The organism is Chitinophaga sp. 9-1-y (assembly GCF_059511905.2).
The window spans coordinates 983969-1003876 of sequence record NZ_CM197955.1 but is presented as its reverse complement, the minus strand read 5'-3'; the positions used below and the strand labels follow the sequence as shown (position 1 = coordinate 1003876).

The 19908-nt window shown below is 45.7% G+C and carries 13 protein-coding genes; 6 read left to right on the top strand and 7 right to left on the bottom strand.

The annotated features are described in order from the left end of the window. Positions 1-62: 62 nt before the first annotated feature. From leuD to leuC, 3 genes are all read right to left on the bottom strand, one after another. Positions 63-662: a 3-isopropylmalate dehydratase small subunit gene (leuD, locus tag AC5ZC7_RS03975; protein ID WP_496162007.1), complete on the bottom strand. Its 600-nt coding sequence runs from the start codon at positions 660-662 to the stop codon at positions 63-65. A gap of 15 nt (positions 663-677) precedes the next feature. Further along, on the bottom strand, positions 678-1430 hold the full coding sequence (locus tag AC5ZC7_RS03970; protein ID WP_496162008.1) for a methyltransferase domain-containing protein: 753 nt from the start codon (positions 1428-1430) through the stop codon (positions 678-680). 93 nt (positions 1431-1523) lie between these two features. Continuing rightward, positions 1524-2933, bottom strand: a complete 1410-nt coding sequence (leuC, locus tag AC5ZC7_RS03965; protein WP_496162009.1) for a 3-isopropylmalate dehydratase large subunit — start codon at positions 2931-2933, stop codon at positions 1524-1526. A gap of 153 nt (positions 2934-3086) precedes the next feature. Here leuC and AC5ZC7_RS03960 point away from each other — a divergent pair, with 153 nt between their 5' ends. Both AC5ZC7_RS03960 and AC5ZC7_RS03955 read left to right on the top strand, forming a co-directional pair. Continuing rightward, a complete protein-coding gene (locus tag AC5ZC7_RS03960; protein ID WP_496162010.1) occupies positions 3087-4640 on the top strand; it encodes a hypothetical protein in 1554 nt (517 codons plus the stop codon). A gap of 53 nt (positions 4641-4693) precedes the next feature. Then, positions 4694-5263 (top strand): NAD(P)H-dependent oxidoreductase, encoded by a 570-nt coding sequence (locus tag AC5ZC7_RS03955; protein WP_496162011.1) that lies wholly within the window; start codon positions 4694-4696, stop codon positions 5261-5263. Here AC5ZC7_RS03955 and AC5ZC7_RS03950 read toward each other — a convergent pair. Beyond that, positions 5252-6379, bottom strand: coding sequence for a hypothetical protein (locus AC5ZC7_RS03950; protein ID WP_496162012.1), 1128 nt, complete (start codon positions 6377-6379; stop codon positions 5252-5254). The genes AC5ZC7_RS03955 and AC5ZC7_RS03950 overlap by 12 nt on opposite strands. Position 6380: 1 nt before the next feature. After that, a complete protein-coding gene (locus tag AC5ZC7_RS03945) occupies positions 6381-7022 on the bottom strand; it encodes an ATP-binding cassette domain-containing protein (protein WP_496162013.1) in 642 nt (213 codons plus the stop codon). A 447-nt stretch (positions 7023-7469) separates the two neighbouring features. Here AC5ZC7_RS03945 and AC5ZC7_RS03940 point away from each other — a divergent pair, with 447 nt between their 5' ends. The 3 genes from AC5ZC7_RS03940 (at position 7470) to AC5ZC7_RS03930 (ending at position 11542) form a co-directional block, all read left to right on the top strand. Continuing rightward, positions 7470-8444: a ribonucleotide-diphosphate reductase subunit beta gene (locus tag AC5ZC7_RS03940; RefSeq protein ID WP_496162014.1), complete on the top strand. Its 975-nt coding sequence runs from the start codon at positions 7470-7472 to the stop codon at positions 8442-8444. 37 nt (positions 8445-8481) lie between these two features. Next, the gene (locus AC5ZC7_RS03935) at positions 8482-10857 is read left to right on the top strand and encodes a ribonucleoside-diphosphate reductase subunit alpha (RefSeq protein ID WP_496162015.1); all 2376 of its coding nucleotides are present in this window, start codon (positions 8482-8484) and stop codon (positions 10855-10857) included. Positions 10858-10978: 121 nt separating this feature from the next. After that, positions 10979-11542 (top strand): ester cyclase, encoded by a 564-nt coding sequence (locus AC5ZC7_RS03930; protein ID WP_496162016.1) that lies wholly within the window; start codon positions 10979-10981, stop codon positions 11540-11542. 15 nt (positions 11543-11557) lie between these two features. Here the strand turns inward: AC5ZC7_RS03930 and AC5ZC7_RS03925 are convergent, their stop codons facing one another. Further along, positions 11558-12076, bottom strand: coding sequence for a hypothetical protein (locus AC5ZC7_RS03925; RefSeq protein ID WP_496162017.1), 519 nt, complete (start codon positions 12074-12076; stop codon positions 11558-11560). A 520-nt stretch (positions 12077-12596) separates the two neighbouring features. Here AC5ZC7_RS03925 and AC5ZC7_RS03920 point away from each other — a divergent pair. Then, positions 12597-18044 (top strand): Ig-like domain-containing protein, encoded by a 5448-nt coding sequence (locus AC5ZC7_RS03920; RefSeq protein ID WP_496162018.1) that lies wholly within the window; start codon positions 12597-12599, stop codon positions 18042-18044. Between the two features lie 72 nt (positions 18045-18116). On the opposite strand, the gene AC5ZC7_RS03915 is transcribed toward AC5ZC7_RS03920, so the two are convergent. Continuing rightward, positions 18117-19901 (bottom strand): RagB/SusD family nutrient uptake outer membrane protein, encoded by a 1785-nt coding sequence (locus AC5ZC7_RS03915; RefSeq protein WP_496162019.1) that lies wholly within the window; start codon positions 19899-19901, stop codon positions 18117-18119. Positions 19902-19908 lie beyond the last annotated feature (7 nt).

The window sequence follows — 19908 nt, the reverse complement described above, 5'->3', positions numbered from 1 at the left end:
TAGTGTTTAGCTGTTATTTAGCTGTTAGCTTCCAGCTGTTAGCCTTTAGCGATTAGCGATTATTAAAAATTGAATGGTCTGGTAGTTTCGTATTGTTCGATTTCCTTGCGGAGACTGAGCAGGTAATCAATATCATCATAGCCGTTTAACAGGCACGTTTTTTTGTATTGGTTGATATCGAAGCTTTCTTTTTCGCCGGTAGCTACAATTTTGATAACCTGGTTTTCCAGGTCTACTTCCAGTGCTGCCTTAGGATCGGCTTCGATGGCTTTGAAGATATTATCCAGGAAGTTTTCAGATACCTGGACAGGGAGAATGAAGTTGTTGAGGGCGTTGTTCTTGAAGATATCTGCAAAAAAACTGCTCACTACTACTTTAAAACCTGCATCTGCAATGGCCCAGGCGGCGTGTTCGCGGGAGGAGCCACAACCAAAGTTTTTACCGGCTACCAGGATTTTACCACCGTAGATGGGGTTGTTCATCACAAAATCTGCTTTCGGCTGATTGTTGGCATCAAAGCGCCAATCACGAAACAAATTCTCTCCAAAACCGTCTCTGGTAGTCGCTTTCAGAAAGCGTGCCGGGATGATCTGGTCGGTGTCTATATTTTCGATGGGTACAGGTACCGCAGGTGAAACGAGGTGTTGAAATATTTTACTCATGGTGATTTTTACAATTTAAATTTTTGTGGCGGCTACCCGTAACCGCACATAATCAGCATACAGCGCGCCATTTCTCATCAGCTGAGGCGCCAGCTCCTGCTGCACCTGTTGCAAAATGGCTGTTTTATCTTTTTCCGGTACGTTGGCAAAAAAGTGGCCGCCAAACATTTCCAGCCAATCGCTGATCCCAGTTGCAGGATCTACCAGTTTGGAAGGACGGTCAAAGAAATGTACGCGGTCTATTTTGAACCCGGCCTTTTCCAGCAGGGTCGTATATTCTGCCGGAGAAGGGAAATACCAGAATGGTTCGTAGGTATATCCCCGTTGTGCCATGGCTTTTTCCAGTGTAGCCAGGATCTGCTGTACATTGCCTTTACCTCCCATTTCCAGCACCAGCCGGCCACCGTGTTTCAGGTGGGCATACATCCTTTCGATGGCTTGTTCTTTTTGCCGTACCCAATGCAGGGCGGCATTAGAGAAGATCGCATCAAACTGTTGTGATAAAGAGAAGTTGGTTGCATCTCCCACCACAAAAGTTACTTCCGGGAAGTTGGCGCCGGCGCTTTGTATCATGGCCGGAGAAGCGTCTATCCCGGTAACAATGGCGCCATGTTGTGCCAGTTGCGCTGTGAGTTCGCCGGTGCCGCAGCCCAGGTCCAGTATAGTTTCTCCGGCCTGGGGTTGCAGCCAGGTATCTACCAGGCTGTTACCATATTCAAACACGAAGGCGTGCTTTTCTTTATACAAATCGGCGTTCCATTGATCCATAGCTCTTAGCTTTTAGCCTTTAGCTGTTAGTGTTTCTTATTATTGGTCTACGACATTTTTCGACGCTGTACCGGAAGTCCCGCCAGCTAATAGCTAATGGCCAGAAGCTAACAGCTCCCTCACATCTGTTACTTTACCGGTAATGGCGGCTGCCGCTGCGGTGAGCGGGCTGGCCAGGAAGGTGCGGGCATTGGGTCCCTGGCGGCCTTCGAAGTTCCGGTTAGAGGTAGAGATGCAGTACATACCGGCAGGTATTTTATCTTCGTTCATGGCCAGGCAGGCAGAGCAACCTGGTTCACGCAGCTGGAAGCCTGCAGCGGCAAATATTTTATCGATGCCTTCTTCTATGGCCTGGGCTTCCACTTGTTTGGAGCCAGGCACTATCCACACCACCACATCATCGGCTTTTTGTTTGCCTTTCACGAAGTCAGCTACGAGGCGCAGGTCTTCGATACGGGAGTTGGTACAGCTGCCTATGAACACGTAATCCACTTTCTTGCCCAGCAAAGCGGCGCCGGGTTGGAGTTCCATGTATTCAAGAGATTTTTTGAAAGAAGGTCTTTCTTTCTCGTCCAGTTGCTCCAGGGCCGGAATGTGGCGGGTTACGCCCATTCCCATGCCTGGATTAGTGCCATAGGTTATTTGCGGCTCAATATCGGCCGCATCGAAAGTGAGTACTTTGTCAAATTCGGCGTCCTGATCGGAGTACAGGGTTTTCCAGAAAGCGAGCGACTGGTCCCAGTCGGTCCCTTTAGGTGCGAATTCGCGTCCTTTGATATATTCAAAGGTGGTTTCATCCGGTGCAATCAATCCACCACGGGCACCCATTTCGATGCTCATATTGCAGATAGTCATGCGTGCTTCCATGCTGAGGCTGCGGATGGCTTCCCCGGCATATTCCACGAAATAGCCGGTAGCACCGGAGGCGGATATTTTAGAGATAATATATAGAATGATGTCTTTCGAGAGTACGCCCTTGCCCAGCCGACCATTCACTTCAATTTTCATGCGTTTGGGTTTGTATTGCAGGATACACTGGGTAGCCAGCACCTGTTCTACTTCGGAGGTACCGATACCAAATGCTACTGCGCCAAAAGCGCCATGGGTGCTGGTATGGCTATCACCGCATACGATGGTCATACCCGGCAGAGTGATGCCCAGTTCCGGTCCAATCACGTGCACAATGCCCTGGAACCGATGACCCAGGCCATACAGTTCTACTCCGAATTCGGCAGTATTTTTAGTGAGCATTTCTACCTGGTGGCGGCTCAATGCTTCTTTGATAGGCTGATCCTGGTGCAGGGTTGGTACGTTGTGATCCGCGGTAGCCCTGGTTTTGGCAGGACGAAATACCGGGATGCCACGCTTACGTAGTCCGTCAAATGCCTGGGGGCTGGTTACCTCGTGAATAAAGTGCGTATTGATGTACACTGCATCGGGATGCCCCGGCTTATTTGCCACCACGTGACCATCCCAGATTTTATCAAATAACGTTTTTCCCATCCTTTTGCTTCCTTTTAGAATTATTTATACCTTCAAATCTAACGGTCATTAATTAATTGACATATCGTTAAATTTGCTTTAATTACAACCTTTAACAGCCTCCGATACACATTAATATATTGTTTATCAGCATTTTACAAGATTTTAATAACGATGCCCAACAGTCAAAGTGACGCCTTATTCATATTAATAAAAACACTAACAAAAGCCGAAAAACGCAATTTTCAGCTGGCGTTTAATAAAAACAATACCAAAGAAGACGTATTATTCATCCAGCTTTTCACCACGTTGGACAAAATGAAAGAGTACGATGAGGAGCAGATATTAAAGAAAATCACCGATATCAAAAAGCAACAGCTGTCGAATGTAAAAGCCCATCTTTACAAACACCTGTTGTCCAGTTTGCGACAGCTATACAAGCAGAAAGACCCGCTGATTGATCTCCGGGAACAATTGGATCATGCACGGGTACTTTATAATAAGGGGTTGTATAACCAGAGCCTGAAGATCCTCGCCAAAGCCAAAACCATGGCGCTGGAGCAGGAAGAAGTAATGCTGACGTATGAAATAGTGGAATTTGAAAAGCTGATAGAATCCCGACATATTACCCGTAGCCTGGAAAACCGCGCCGAGGTATTAAGCGCCGAGTCCAGGCAAATAGAGCAACAGCTCACCAATATCAGTCGCCTTTCTACCTTGTCGTTACGCATGTATGGCCTGTACCTCAAGCTGGGACATGCCCGCAACGAACGGGACGGGGAAATGGTGAAATCCTTTTTCGAAAGCCAGTTGCCCGCGTTACAGCATGCACACATGAGCTTTTACGAGAAAGTATATATGTACCAGGCTTCCAGCTGGTATTATTATATTTTGCAGGACTTCGTGATGTATTACCGCTACACCCAGAAATGGGTGGACCTGTTCCGCGCCTATCCGTCGTTACAGCATACCGATATGGACCTGTACATCAAAGCGCAGCATAACCTGCTGACCGCCCATTTTTATACCTCCAACTCAGAGAAATTTAAATCGGCCCTGCAGGACCTGGAAGACTTTATCAAAGAAAACCAGGACAACTTCCATGAGAATACCCGGACCTCGGCATTTGTATATTTATACACTGCCAAAATAAACCGATACTTCCTGGAAGGCACGTTCAGCCAGGGTTTGGCGATGGTGCCGGAACTGGAAACAGAGATCAGCAACCATACGCTGAAAATAGATCAACACCGGGTGCTGGTATTTTATTACAAGATAGCCTGTTTGTACTTTGGTAGTGGAGATAACAGCAAAGCCATTGTATATCTTAATAAAATCATCAACTTAAAGATTGGCAACCTGCGGGCCGACATCCAATGCTTTGCCCGCATCCTGCACCTGATTGCCCATTACGAATTAGAAAATTACAGCCTCGTAGAATACCTGATTAAATCGGTGTATCACTTTATCTCTAAACATAAAGATCTGGGATTGGTGATGGAAGAAATTATGAAATTTTTACGCCGTTATATTTATGCCAATCCGAAAGCCCTGCGCAATGCGTTCGTAGACCTGAAAGACCGGCTGGAGCAGATTTCACAGGATCCTTATGAACGCCGTTCCTTTCTTTATCTCGATATTATTTCCTGGCTGGAGAGTAAAATTGAAAGTATCCCTGTACAGGAAGTGATTCACCGGAAATTTGTGAATAAAGAGAAGCGGATATAAATATTTTTTCCATCAATAAAAATCTATATTCGCGGACATAAAAATCTGAGCATATGTCTGCTAAAAAAGAGTATCATTTTATTGCTATCTCCGGAAGTCTCCGTAAAGGATCCTATAACACCATGGCGTTAAAAGCGCTGCAAGGGTTGGCGCCATCACACATTAAAATTGAACAGGTACATTTTGATAATATCCCCTTCTACAATGCGGATTTACACACCGAGCAATTACCTGAAGAAGTAGTGCCGCTGGTCAACAAAATCAAAGCAGCAGATGGTGTGATCATTGTTTCTCCTGAATACAATTATTCTATCCCGGGTGCGCTGAAAAACTTTATAGACGTAGTTTCCAGGCACCCCGACAAACCTTTCAGTGAAAAAGCGGTCGCCATCATGGGCGCGTCGCAGGGACAAATAGGCACGGCGAGAATGCAGTATCATTTACGCCAGGTAATGGTTTTCCTGAATGCTTATGTGGTGAACAAACCGGAAATCATGATTGGTCATGCCCAACATAAATTTAACGAATCAGGCAACCTTACAGACGAGTTTCTGCTCACACAATTCCCGCTGTTGCTGGATTCGCTGGCAAAACTGAGTGATAAAATGAGTTCAGGAAGTTGATTCGATATACGGTTCGTACTGACGATATTTTTTAAAGAAGATAATGGCCGATGCTGCCTGTAACAACAGGATAGCCGGCCATTCGTAATTTCCGAGGACCATGAATAATACGATGAAAGAGGTGAGCAGGGTGTACCTGACATGTATTTCAGGATTCATTTTCGGAAAAAATAAAAGGACGCGGAATAAGATGAGCAATGATAACGCGGTAGCAAATACAGTAACCAGTCCGGCCGGGGAAGTTTTCGTATAGGCGTTAGTGGTAATGATGATCATCTCCGGTAAAAACATAATCACATACACACCAATTAACCGGGAATAATGCCTGAATAAGGAGACCGGCAAATTTTCCATAAAATTGAGATAGGTATCATCAAAGGCGCGGTGATGTACCATTAGTTGCATGTGTGTGAGCACGCTTACCATGACGCCAATCTGCAGTCCACGGAGGTCAAAATATTCCCCCCTGCGCATAATCAGGAAGGTCAGCCATAGCACGCCGGCAGAAACCAGCTTGGCGCTGACAATGCGGCGTGGAAAATTAGTGAGCAGTTCATACAGGAAAAACAGTACCGGCGGTTTGGTGAAATGCCGGTTGATCCATCGTTGCAGGTGACCGGTAAAAAAGATGATATCCGGCTGCAACAATTTTCTTTCATATAACGTTAACGGCCATATGCAGTTGGCGATATTCAGTATTACTATACAAACGGCCGGCACATAATAGTGGTGCTGTATGGCCACTATTACAGCAATCCCCGCATATATCAGCACAGGCATATAAATAGCGGTTTGCAGCAGCAGCCAGATGCGGATGCGGGCGGGTTTATCGATGCTGCCCATGGTAGGAAACAGGAAATCGTATCCCTGGAGGTTAAATGTTTTCAGGATAAATCCGCTGCATTTCAAGGCGTAGGCCGTCCATAGCAGCAGCACCAACACGAGGAAGGTGTAGTTTCCCAGAAATCCGAGCATGAGTCCTTTATGGTAAGCCAGCAGGTTACCGCCATTTACCACACCGAACAAGCCATAAAACAGGACGAGGAAAAAGCCGGTATTTTCAATATAAAATCGTTGGGTAAATATCTTACCGAGTATTGCTGAAGTGGTACGCATATTAACTGAGCGTAATATTTTTATGAGCCACTTTCAGTGTGCCCGTTATCGTTAATTCTTCCGGATCCAGGGGTTGGTGGGAAGTGATACAAAAAGAAACGCCTTTAGCGCTATAGGTGCGGATCAGGTCATATAATACAGCCAGCGCCCGGGTATCGATGGTGATCAGGGGCTCATCCAGCAGGATGATGGCCGGGTTGCCGGTGAAGGCCAGGAGCAGCGACAGCTTTTTGAGCATCCCACTGGAGTAGCTGCTTACTGAGTTATTCACAAAGATATCCACACCCAGGCTTTCGCTGATTTCCCGGATAGCGTCTTTATCCCCACCTTTTGTCTGGAGGTAAAGGTCGAGCAAGTCGCGCCCGGTAAGGAAAGAGGGGTAAAGCGGCTCTGCTTCTGCATAATTGATCAGGCGCCGGAAGCGGACCGGGTGTTCGCGGCTGCTTACATGGCCCTGTAGTACTATTTCTCCTTTAAAAGGGATCAAACCCGCCATCACCTTCATACAGGTGGTTTTACCTGCGCCGTTTTCGCCCTGCAGCCAGTAAATGCCGGCAGGTAGTTCCAGCCGGGCAATATCCAGGATGGGGACATCCTGGTAGTTCTTTTTCACGGCACGAAGTGCGATAACGGGTTCCGACATAATGCAATAGCTTAAAATGTAAATATGAAAAATTAACGCATATATAGATATAATACCTGTGCTTTTTAACAAAAATTTTTTCTGACCCTTTTTAGATTGACCATCATACGTTTAGCCGTAACAGCAAAAAAAATATCATATATGCCAGTGGGTGGGCGATTGTTTTTTCACATGCTAATGATATTACATATAGAAAGGGTGTTTTACCCGTGAAACATGCTACGCCACTGCACCGCGAGAATGTTTTATATCTTTTTCCACACCTGTTGAAAACTAAAAAGTGACGCCCTAAACTGGATGCTTACATTTGTAATCCTGAGCGTATGGATTTTAGGATGCAGGAATGTTGAAATATGTTTTAGTGAGGAGATGAGTGTAGATTTCAGTATGCTGACCCCAAACAGAAAAACCAAAAACCTTCGACAGTACCCATAAATTAATTAACAGATGAGTAACGAGAATGAAATTCTTTTAAAAGAGAACAAGGATCGTTTTGTGTTATTGCCGATCAAATACCCTAAAATTTGGGAGCAATATAAAAAGCACGAAGCGAGTTTCTGGACCGCAGAAGAAATAGATTTAAGCAGTGACCTGAAGGATTGGGCAGGGTTGAATGACGGTGAACGTCATTTCATCTCTCATGTATTGGCGTTTTTTGCGGCCAGCGATGGTATCGTAAATGAGAACCTGGCAGTAAACTTTATGAGTGAGGTACAGATTCCGGAAGCCCGTTGTTTTTACGGTTTCCAGATCATGATGGAAAATATCCACTCTGAAACATATGCTTTGCTGATTGACACATATGTGAAAGATCCGGCAGAGAAAGATCGTTTGTTCCATGCTATTGACACGGTGCCTGCAGTGAAAAAGAAAGCTGAATGGGCTTTGCGCTGGATTGAGAACGGCAGTTTCGCAGAACGCCTGGTGGCTTTCGCGGCAGTAGAAGGTATCTTCTTCAGCGGTAGCTTCTGCTCTATTTTCTGGTTAAAGAAAAGAGGCCTGATGCCAGGTTTGACGTTCTCTAACGAACTGATCAGCAGAGACGAAGGACTGCATTGCGAATTTGCCTGCCTGCTGTATAGCATGCTGGAAAATAAGCTGAGCCAGGAACAGGTACACACCATCATCCGTGATGCGGTATCTTATGAAAAAGAATTTATCACAGAAGCCTTACCAGTTGGTTTGATTGGTATGAACGCTGACCTGATGTCCCAATACATTGAATTTGTGGCAGACAGATGGTTAGGTGAACTGGGCTACTCCAAGATATTTAATGCGTCTAATCCTTTTGATTTCATGGAAATGATTTCATTACAGGGTAAGACAAATTTCTTTGAAAAACGTGTGGGCGATTACCAAAAATCAGGTGTAATGGGCGGTACGAAAGAATCACAGACATTCACCCTGGAAGAAGATTTTTAAACTAATTGAATTACTAACCTCTTAAATTCGCAAACCCATGTTCGTAATTAAAAGAGATGGCAGAAAAGAAGCAGTGAAATTCGACAAAATCACTGCCCGTATTGAGAAACTTTGTTATGGTTTCAATACGGAATATGTAGATGCAATTGACGTAGCAAAGAAAGTGATACAAGGTTTGTATGATGGGGTAACCACCAGCGAACTTGACAACCTGGCTGCTGAAACAGCCGCTTCCCTCACGACCAAACACCCGGATTATGCCCTGCTGGCTTCGCGCATAGCAGTAAGCAATCTGCACAAAAATACCATCAAGTCGTTTTCTAAAACGATGAAGAAACTGTATGATTATATTGATCCTAAAACCGGCAAATCAGCTGCATTATTGTCTGATGAAATCTGGGAGATCATTGATCAAAATGCAGACCTCCTGGATTCAAGCATTATCTACGACCGCGACTTTGCGTTTGATTACTTCGGTTTCAAAACCCTGGAGCGTTCTTACCTGCTGAAAACAGACGGTAAAATACAGGAACGTCCACAGCACATGCTGATGCGCGTATCTGTAGGCATTCACAAAGAAGATATTGAGTCTGCCATCAAAACGTACAACCTGATGAGCGAACGTTGGTTTACACATGCCACACCTACCCTCTTCAATGCTGGTACACCCAAACCGCAGATGTCTTCCTGCTTCCTCCTCACCATGCAGGATGATAGCATCGAAGGTATCTATGATACCCTGAAACAAACCGCTAAAATTTCCCAAAGCGCCGGTGGTATCGGTTTAAGCATTCACAACATCCGCGCTACAGGTTCTTATATCAGTGGCACCAACGGTACTTCCAATGGTATCATTCCTATGCTGCGTGTATTCAACGATACCGCACGCTATGTAGACCAGGGTGGTGGTAAACGTAAAGGCGCTTTCGCTATTTACCTGGAACCATGGCATGCCGACATCTACGAATTCCTGGATCTGCGTAAGAACCATGGTAAAGAAGAGATGCGCGCCCGTGACCTGTTCTACGCCCTCTGGATGCCAGACCTGTTCATGAAACGTGTAGAAGCCAATGGCGAATGGTCATTGTTCTGCCCTCATGAAGCACCTGGACTGCATGAATGCTGGGGAGAAGCATTTGAAACGCTCTACGAACAATACGAGAAAGAAGGTCGTGCCCGCAAAACTGTCAAAGCACAAGACCTCTGGTTTGCCATCCTCGATGCACAAATTGAAACCGGTAACCCTTACCTGCTATATAAAGATTCTGCCAACCGCAAATCCAACCAGCAAAACCTGGGTACCATCAAGAGTTCCAACCTGTGTACAGAAATCATCGAATACACAGACGCAGACGAAGTAGCCGTATGTAACCTGGCTTCCCTCGCCTTGCCACGCTTTGTAATCGACGGCAAATTTGACCACGATAAATTATACGAAGTTACTTACCAGGCTACGCTGAACCTGAATAAAATCATCGACAACAACTACTACCCTGTTGAAGAGGCCAGACGCAGTAACATGCGCCACCGCCCTGTTGGATTGGGTGTTCAGGGCCTCGCCGATGCGTTTATCCTGATGCGTTATCCTTTCGAAAGCGATGAAGCCAAGAAACTGAACAGCGAAATATTTGAAACCATCTACTTCGCCGGCTTAAACGCTTCCAACGATCTCGCCAAAAAAGATGGTGCATACGAAACCTTCCCGGGCTCTCCTGCGTCTAAAGGTATCCTGCAGTTTGATATGTGGGGGGTAACACCTTCTCCACGCTGGAATTGGGAAAAACTGAAAAAGTCCATCGTAAAAGACGGTATCCGCAACTCCCTGCTGCTGGCGCCAATGCCTACCGCTTCTACTTCTCAGATCCTCGGTAACAACGAGTGCTTTGAACCATACACTTCCAACATCTACACCCGTCGTGTACTGAGTGGTGAGTTTGTGATTGTAAACAAGCACCTGCTGAAAGACCTGGTAGAACTGGGCCTGTGGGATAATGACATGAAAACAAAGATTATTTCGCACAATGGCTCTATCCAGAACATTGCCGAAATACCTTCCAATATTAAAGAACTGTACAAAACAGTATGGGAAATCAAACAACGTAACCTCATTGACATGGCAGCCGATCGCGGTGCTTTCATCTGCCAGTCCCAGTCATTGAACCTGTTTGTTGATACCCCTACCAATGCCAAACTGACCTCTATGCACTTTTACGCCTGGAAGAAAGGTTTGAAAACAGGTATGTATTACCTGCGTACACAAGCCGCCGCACAAGCCGTACAATTTACGGTGGAAAAACAAGGCGGTCAGCAAATGCAACCTGTGGTGGCTGCCGGTAGCGGCAACCAGGAAGAAGAGATTATTGTGGGTGCTGTATGCACCATGGAAGAAGGTTGTGTTACATGTAGTGCATAAGGGTTTATGTAAGTATAAATGCAAATGCCCTCCGCTACAGCGGGGGGCATTTTTTTTGTAACAAAAACAACCAGCCACTGCTATTTTTTGTTATTACTACTCACCCTCTTACTTACTGATTATGAAAAGCGCTTATCTTCCCCTCCTCGCCTTCTTTTTCCTTGGTTGTCAACAAAATAACAGCAACCTCCAGGCAAAAGTAGATTCACTCCAAAAAGCCCTGCAACAGGCTACTGCCAACGCCGGTGGTAATGCAATCATCACCGAACGCTTACAGCGCTTCGACTCCCTCGACTTCGATTTCTATAGTCACCAAAAATGGGACTCTCTCAGTATCAGCCACGCAGGTGATATCATAGTCACCTATCCCGACGGACACCAAACCAAAGACCTGCCCGAACATATCAAACAACTGGAACCCCTGTTCGTTTTTGCACCCGATACTAAAATAATCAGCCACCCGGTGAAATTTGGCTCCGGCGACTGGACCTGCGTGATTGGTGAAATGACCGGTACCTTCTCTAAACCAATGCCCATTGGTGACGGCAAAACCATTCCTCCTACCGGCAAATCCTTTAAGCTCAGTATGTGTACCGTAGGACACTGGCAAGGTGGTAAAATGATAGAAGAACTATTGTTCTGGGATAATGCAGCACTAATGCAACAGATAGGCTTGGGGAAATAAATATTTTGGATATTGCTAATCATCAATTTCACCTTCACCTATTTGATTTTTTTTCAGATCTATCTTATAATAATCCACATTAACAATCCTGATATGCGTTGGACTAAAAACCGTTATCCAACAATCATCCAATTCTTTTGGATCAGCGATCGCTATCTCTTTTGATTTTCCGTTTTGAATCGAAAAAGTATTTCCATCAATACTATCGGCCATACCAATTTCACCTCCTTCCAATACCGTTTTGCCTGTAATAGTGAAACAAAGCAGCTCTTTATCCAATCGATATTTCCCCGTCAATTTCAGTATCACTACCAAATCCTGTCTGTCATCTCCTGTATGAAACACAAATCTGCCATCTTTAAAAAACCTGAAATACTGCCCCAGTCCATTTCCAACCACAGGTGAATATCTTTGCCATACGCCGGCTAATTGCTTATGAGTAAGGTAAACGCCTTTAAAGGCTGCCGGTTTCTGTTGTGCCCAGGCAGGGAACGTTAAAAGGAGTCCCAGGAAAAGTATCATTGGCTTTGGCATCTGCTTAGTGTTTGAAGGGTATAGGTTAATTTTTTGGGAGAAGACTGGATTTAATGAAGAAATTTGCTATCTGACATGAATGGTATGGCATCTGATCAAAACTAGTCACAAACTACCATTATTTGCGGATATTTAAAAATAGAAATCAACGAAAAAAATGCAGCTACAATGCGCTGAAGTGTTAGTGTTTATGTGGATCTTACACATCACTTCTTAGTACTAAATCTATACCCGGTTTTTTAAATGCAAGTGTACTATTCGCGTTAACTTTTTCCCACCTATAGCATAACAAATCATTGAGTTCTGGCTATTTCAAAATATTTCTTCCCTCACTACGTAGTTCGGTCTTCGCAAACGTATACTTATTTGTCAGCCATACATAGCCTGAGATAATGAATCACCGATAGTTCCCGTTACCACGTATTGTGATATACTTTATTGAAAATAAAGCCGCTGTGCTGTGCCTTGAAAGGCCTTACCAACATCATTTATATCAATTCCATATAAATTCCACAAGCGTATGAAAAAAATCTGCTACACACTATTCCTTACCATTTTCTGCCTGGCTGCTTCGCAGGGACTGCGTGCCCAAACCTATACCTGGAACCAGGTTCGATTAGGCGGCTCCGGAGCGCTTCCTAATTTTGTGGCACATCCTAAAGTGCCGGATCTCTATTTCATCACCACTGATGTTGGCACTCCTTACCGATGGAATAAGAACCTGCAGAAATGGGAAGATTTAATGTTATTTAAAAAGATGCCCATCGAGTATTGGGGCTGGGAGTTTAGTCAGCGTTGCGGCAGTATCGCTGTAGATCCCAATGATGCTACCGGCAACATCCTGTATGCAACCGTAGAACATGTAGCCGGCGCCAGCCCTGGCAAAGGCACCAGCGCAGGTACTATCATGAAAAGCATTGACCGGGGCGATTCATGGACGGATTTGCACGTACCCATTTTGGTCAATCCCAATGGCGCACAAACCTTCGGAGATCGTATACAGGTAGATCCGCTAAACAGTAACCGGGTATGGGTAGTAACAGACCAGAATGGCGCCTGGAAATCGGAAGATGCTGGCGCCAGCTGGGCACAGGTTAGCGCCATCACTACGCCAGGCAACTGCTCTTTCCTGGTTTTCGACAAAAGCGCAGGTACCATTGCCATTAATGGAGTAAATGTCGGCAAGCGTATCTACATCGGTCGTCCTACAGGTGTGTGGGTATCTGATAATGGCGGTGATTCGTTCACCCTGATGAGTAACAGCCCGTTATATCCCGTCCGGGCGGTGATTCACGCCGATGGAACCCTGTATATTTCTGCCGGGGCCGAAGATCTGAAAAAAGGCGTCTACAAGTATAAGAACAGCACCTGGCAAGAGATTACGCCTATCACTTTAGAACCCGATCTCAATAAAGGCGACCGGTACTTCACCAAGGTGGCCGTAAATCCTGCTAATTCAAATCATATTATTGTAGGTGTTCGCGGCTCCTGGCAAAAAGATCCCTATTTCATTTCAAAAGATGGGGGCGCCCCGGGCTCTTATACACCCGGAGTCATTAGACGTGATAATACAGAAGCGCCGCATTCCGCGAATGACGGAGTACCATTTAATGATCCGGGACATAATACCTATGCATTTACCTGGGATCCCTTTTATCCCAACAGGGTATGGATTAATGATCTCACAGACATACTCTCTACTGATAATATCAACGACGCGATAAATGACTGGAAGATCCGTGTAGTTGGATTGGAAGAAGTAATGGTAACCGGCCCTATGCTGGCACCTCCCAGTGGCAAGAACGCGCTGCTCACCGCTACTGCGGATGTGGGAGGCGGCTCTCACCGTTCCCTGACGGAGCCGCTATTCCAGGGCGCAGTTTCTAATACGGTCCTGCATAATAACGTCTTTAGCGCATTCAATATGAATGGTATCGGCTTCCAGTATACCGATCCCAATTTCATAGTACGCTGTGGTTCCGATGGGGCCGGTACATCCAACATCAGTGACTCCCGCTCGGGTTACTCCACTGACGGTGGCGATACCTATACGCTCTTTCCTAAATCACCGGGATTACGTGGACGCATGGCCGTATCTGCGGATCGCCGGAATATTGTATGGCTCACGCAAATGGATGGCAACAATCTGGGCAACGTGTACTGGTCGTCCGACCTGGGCACCAGCTGGACCAAATCCACCGGCCTTTCTTCAGGGATCTTACCCGCAGGCGGACAATGGATGGTATATCCCGGGGAAAACCATCTGGCATCAGATAAAGTAAACGGTAATTATTTCTATGTGTGGGACCGCGGCTCCTTTTTTGTGAGCTCCGATGGAGGAAAATCATTCTTAAAAACAGATGCCACTGGCCTTACAGCCAATGGTGGTAATAATCCTTCCAACGGCTCCGCTTATGCCACTACTTCCAATGTGGAAACAACACCGGGAAAAACGGGAGATGTTTGGATTGCTTATCACAATGAAGCGTATGCTCAAAACAGTGGTCTTTATCATACTACAGATACCGGCAAAACATTTGTGAAGGTAGGCGGTGATAACTTTAAACCTAAATGGGTAGCCGTGACCATGTCCGACACTACGCCTGCTGCGCATCTGACATTATTCGTTACCAGCCAGGCCATTCCCATCAATGGCACTTATTACGGTGCCTTCCGTTCTGATGATACCGGCCGTACCTGGACCACCATCTTAGACCGCTTACCAGGTGTAGCACCCAGCATTGCCGCCGATAACAAAGGCAGAATGATTGTTTCCGCCCACGGAAACGGTATGTACTTCGGTGCACCGGTAACAGGCCCCGTGCAATCTGTAGCAATCATCAACCCTTCCTCTGACACCATTGTAAAAGGATACTCCATAAAACTGACTGCGAAGTTAACCCCTGCTTATCCTACCAATCCATCCGTTACCTGGAGTTCTTCCGATACCTCGGTAGCGAAAGTGGATCCGTTCGGAAATGTAAGCGCCGTCAATACAGGAACTGTCACGATTACGCTTACATCGGTGGATGGTGGCAAAACAAATTCGCGACAACTGCTCATCATTCCGCCCACGATATCTACTGGCATTACAGTAGACAGTGTCGTATTTGGCACCATGAATACGCCCAGACAGATAGCCGTTACCGTTATACCCGCTAATACCACCAATAAAACATTGAGCTGGTCAGTGGCGGATACCACCATTGCACAGGTAGATGCCAGCGGCATCGTAACTGGCTTAAAGACGGGTACTACCACACTCACTATTACTGCGGCAGACGGCGGGTTTACCAAAACGGTGCAGTTGGTAGTAAATACTACGGTGATTGCCATCAATGCGGGAAGTACAGGTAACCCGGCAACCCCTTATCAGAATAGTAATGTAGGTCAATACATACCGGAAGGCATTGCCGGTACCGACAAACTATGGCATGCAGGATTTACCGGTAATGTTAAAATCACCGCAGCCGTAGATCTGAGCCAGGTTACCTTGCCCGCCCCACGTCAGGTGTATGAATACATGCGCATCTCCAGGTATAATCAAACTCCAATGCGCTATTATTTCCGCAACCTTATTCCCAATGCTAATTATTCTTTGCGCCTGCATTTTATTGAGCCCAGTGATGCAGATAAAGCTAACCGGACATTTAGTGTAAAAACCGGCGGCGACAGCCTCATTAACTTCAACCCTTACCAGGCGGCTGGCAACAAGTTAAATACCGTGGTCATACGTACTCTGGAAGCAAAAGCAGATAACCAGGGGCTAATAACAGTGTACTTTTATCCTAATGGCGTTATCAATGGTCCTTACAGCGCCTCTATAGCTGCCCTGGAAGCAAATATCATCCCACTGCAGGGAATAAACATCTATTCAGACAGCAGCAATTTGTATGTCAGCTATAAAGACACGCTGAAACTCACTACCACACCCACCAATGCAACCAACCGGAACCTGGTATACAAATCCTCCAACGATTCGATTGCTACCGTAGACTTAAACGGCATTGTAACAGGAAAAAGAGCAGGCACCGTGACTATCACGGCAAAATCTGCAGAAAGAGGTTTGATAGCTACCAAAACGTACAACGTCATATACATACCCGTTACCACAATTACATTAGACACCACCGCTGCCAATGTATTTGTAGGATCTTCCCTTCAGATAAATGCAACCGTTAACCCGCCGAAAGCCAGCAATAAAGGCGTGATATGGACTTCTTCAGATACTACCCTAGCTACCGTCAGTGGCACCGGCCTTATCAGCGGTATCAAACAAGGTAATGTTGTCATCAAAGCTTCGTCAGCTGACAACCCGGCTATTGCAGCACAAGCCAATATCCACGTAGCAAATGTACTCGCTACCGGTCTGACACTCCAACCATCTCCTTTCATCATCGGAGAAAAAGATACGGCGCGGATAAATGTTACTTTTATACCCGCTAATACTTCTGTTAAAAAAGTCACCTGGAGCAGCGCTAATACTACATTGGCTACCATCGACAGTACCGGCCTGGTCACTGCTGTTAAACAAGGTACACTTACCATCACCGCCAATACTACTGACAGCTCCGGTGTTTCTGTTACGCTGCCTGTAACCGTGGTGCCGTTTGATTCCTGTGGAGGCATCCCTAACTACGGTTTCGAAAGTGGCCTTGTTAATTGGCTGTCATACAAAGACACCACACTTACACCAGGTGCTGTGTATGCTGTGAATGGCAAAGGACATTCCGGCAATAAAGCCGCCACATTGGGTTACACTACTACGAAGACGGCACTGAATATGCAAGGCGCTATCCCTGTGCGAGGCGGTAGCATCATCGTATTTACCCAATGGATTAAAGTAGAGAAAGATGCTAATGGCTATCCCTGGTGGTCAGGCTATGGCGTTGGGTTTATAGATAGCCTTGGCACCTCAACCGGTAATGCGTCTTACGCAAAAGATGTGTACAATGTACCTGCCTATCGAGATAACTGGGCCCAAATCAGCGATACGATTAATGTGCCCGACAGTGCAACAGGACTTACTTACTGGATAGCCAAAACAGGAACCGGCACCGTATGGGTGGATGATTACTGCATAGAAGTACTAAAAACCAACAAATCAGCTGTCCTCGGTATCAATGCCGGTACTACAAACACACCTCCTACGCCGTATGCCAATACCACTTTTGCACAATACGTTCCGGAAGGTCCAACGGGCACGGATAAACTATGGCATGCCGGTTATACCTGGATACAAAGAGTATCTTCACCTGTAGACGTGTCTCAGGTGATTGATCCTGCTCCACCACAGGTATATGAGTATATGCGGGTATTCAAAGACAATATCACCCAGATGCGCTACTACCTGCGTGGCCTGAACCCCAACACCGTTTATGCGATCCGCATGCACTTCGTGGAACCAGATAATGCACAGAAAAACAACCGGATATTTAGCGTAAAAGCTACCAATGGTCTGGACAGTCTCACTGACTTCAATATATACCAGGCCGCAGGCAACAAACTGAATACCGCGGTGATAAAAACCATCCGGGCAAAAACAGATGCTAACGGTTTGATCATGGTATTCTTCTATCCTAAAAAGGGCTTGTATGATCCTTACAGCGGCTCCATTGCAGGCATTGAAGTGCGGACTACAGCACCGGGAGATACCCTGCAAAGTTTGAATACCAATCCAAACGCCATGGTACTGGCCAACAACAAATTAAACACCCAAAACAAGGTGGATTTTACAACCACTGTATATCCCAACCCTTCCAGCAGCGTGTTTAATGTGAGAGTGGCAGCCACTTCGAAAGCTCCGGTACTGTTGATGATGATGAATAATGCCGGCAACGTTATCTATTCTGCAAAAATAAATAGCGGCATCAATTATCAACTTGGACAAAACCTGGCTCCGGGTATTTACTATCTCCATATCAGTCAGGGTACACAAAGCAAAACAATGAAAGTGGTGAAACAATAACCCATTCTCTAAATAAAGAGGCTGCCAGGAAATTCGGGGCAGCTTCTTTATTGTATGCTATTTCACATCATCTTAATTCCATCCGTCCGTTTGTGCCAGATTATTGTTGAGTTGTATTTGCTCCAAAGGAACCGGCTCCAGGTAGTATTTATCTAACCACCCCACCGGCGCCGGGTAAAATACTACGGACCCGTTACTGCTTAAAGTAATCGGCGTACCGGCACCATAATCGGATACTTTCACTTTAGCACCCAGTAATTGTTTATTAAAATATTCTCCTTTCTTCCATCTTTTTAAATCATTAAATCTAAATCCATCTCCCATCAATTCTACTCTTCTTTCTCTTCTGATTTCCCATAATACAGGATCAACGGTGGCATCTCTTTTACTATCAAATGCGCCATTGATATCTGCCACCACCATATTAGGCAGACCCGCTCTCGGACGCAGCTTATTAATCGTTTTATCGGCAATGCCCTGATCGAATTGTCCGAGTTCCCACATGGCCTCTGCATAATTAAGCATCACTTCTTCTATCCGGAAAATGGGGAAGTCGGTAGTGGCTACACCGGTAGTACTTACATCTGTGAACGTATTATAAGGCTTGTAATAGTAATACCCCGTAGAAGTATTCATGAAGCCTTGTGCGCCCGGCGTTTTATCATTCAGGAAATGCGGCGCCCTGTACAGGTAATACCCTGCCCAGTTGGCAACAGGTAATCTTTTCCGGTTGGCATCATTCCCTGGCAACGTCGCCATAAAATCTATAAATTCATTATCGGAGGCATTGGCAGTACGGGTAAACGTTGTTACCTGGCCAGATGCAATCACCCTGTAAGGAGGTAATGCAGTGAAATATAACCTCCGGTCTCTTTTCCTGAATTCTGCATTCATGGTAGAGTCGCTGTAACCGGTAGTAGTAGTGGAAACAGGCTTACCATCAGCACATAAATAACTTTCTATCGCATCTTTCGACAAATCACTGCCCCAGGAAGAAGTACGCACATAACGTGCTGCATTATGACCTGCTTGCCCGGTGATATACTGCCGGGCCAGGATAATGCCCGGTTTACCTACCAGTTCATCGGAATTAAATACATCATCATAGCTGTTCATTACATTCGGGAAAGAAGCCAGCAGCTTTTCTGAATATGTTTTACTGGCATTGAGATATGTGTTTGCATCCGGCATATTCCGGTATTTACGCCAGGTGCCTTCAAATAATCCAAAGCGTGATAATAACGCCCGTACCGCATGTACGTTAATGGTATTAGGCCCGTCACCATCTGTTTTGATATGTGCTTCTGCCCAAACCAGGTTATCGAGGATATTCTTTGCTACCTGGTCTCTGGGTGTACGGGGACCATATAACACACTGGTGGAAGTATCAGACACCTTGTGCTCAATCCAGGGCACATCTCCATAAGCCGCCATCAGGTCATAATATCTCATGGCCCTGAAAAAGTAACCCACACTTCTCCAATGATCTTTATCTGCCTGACTCATGGCAGACTGGTCAATATTATCCAGGGCAATATTCACCCGGCGCACAAAGCTGAAATCCCATTGTGTACCTCCTGTCACCGCAGGGATAATCTTTAATTGAAAGGCATAAGGTGATTTATTGGCAACATTATATCCATTGACAAAATTATCGGAATTGAACTCCCCGGAAGGTACATCAATATCATAGTTAGGCAGGTACTCATAACAGCCCCACATATACGTTTTAAAGTTATCAGCTGTTTTGAAGGAAGTAGCTTCCGTCATCTGATCCAATGGTAATTTATTGAGATAGTCTTTATTGCAGGCCGCTGCCGTAAGCAAAGACAATAATAGAAATGTATTTTTTTTCATTACACAC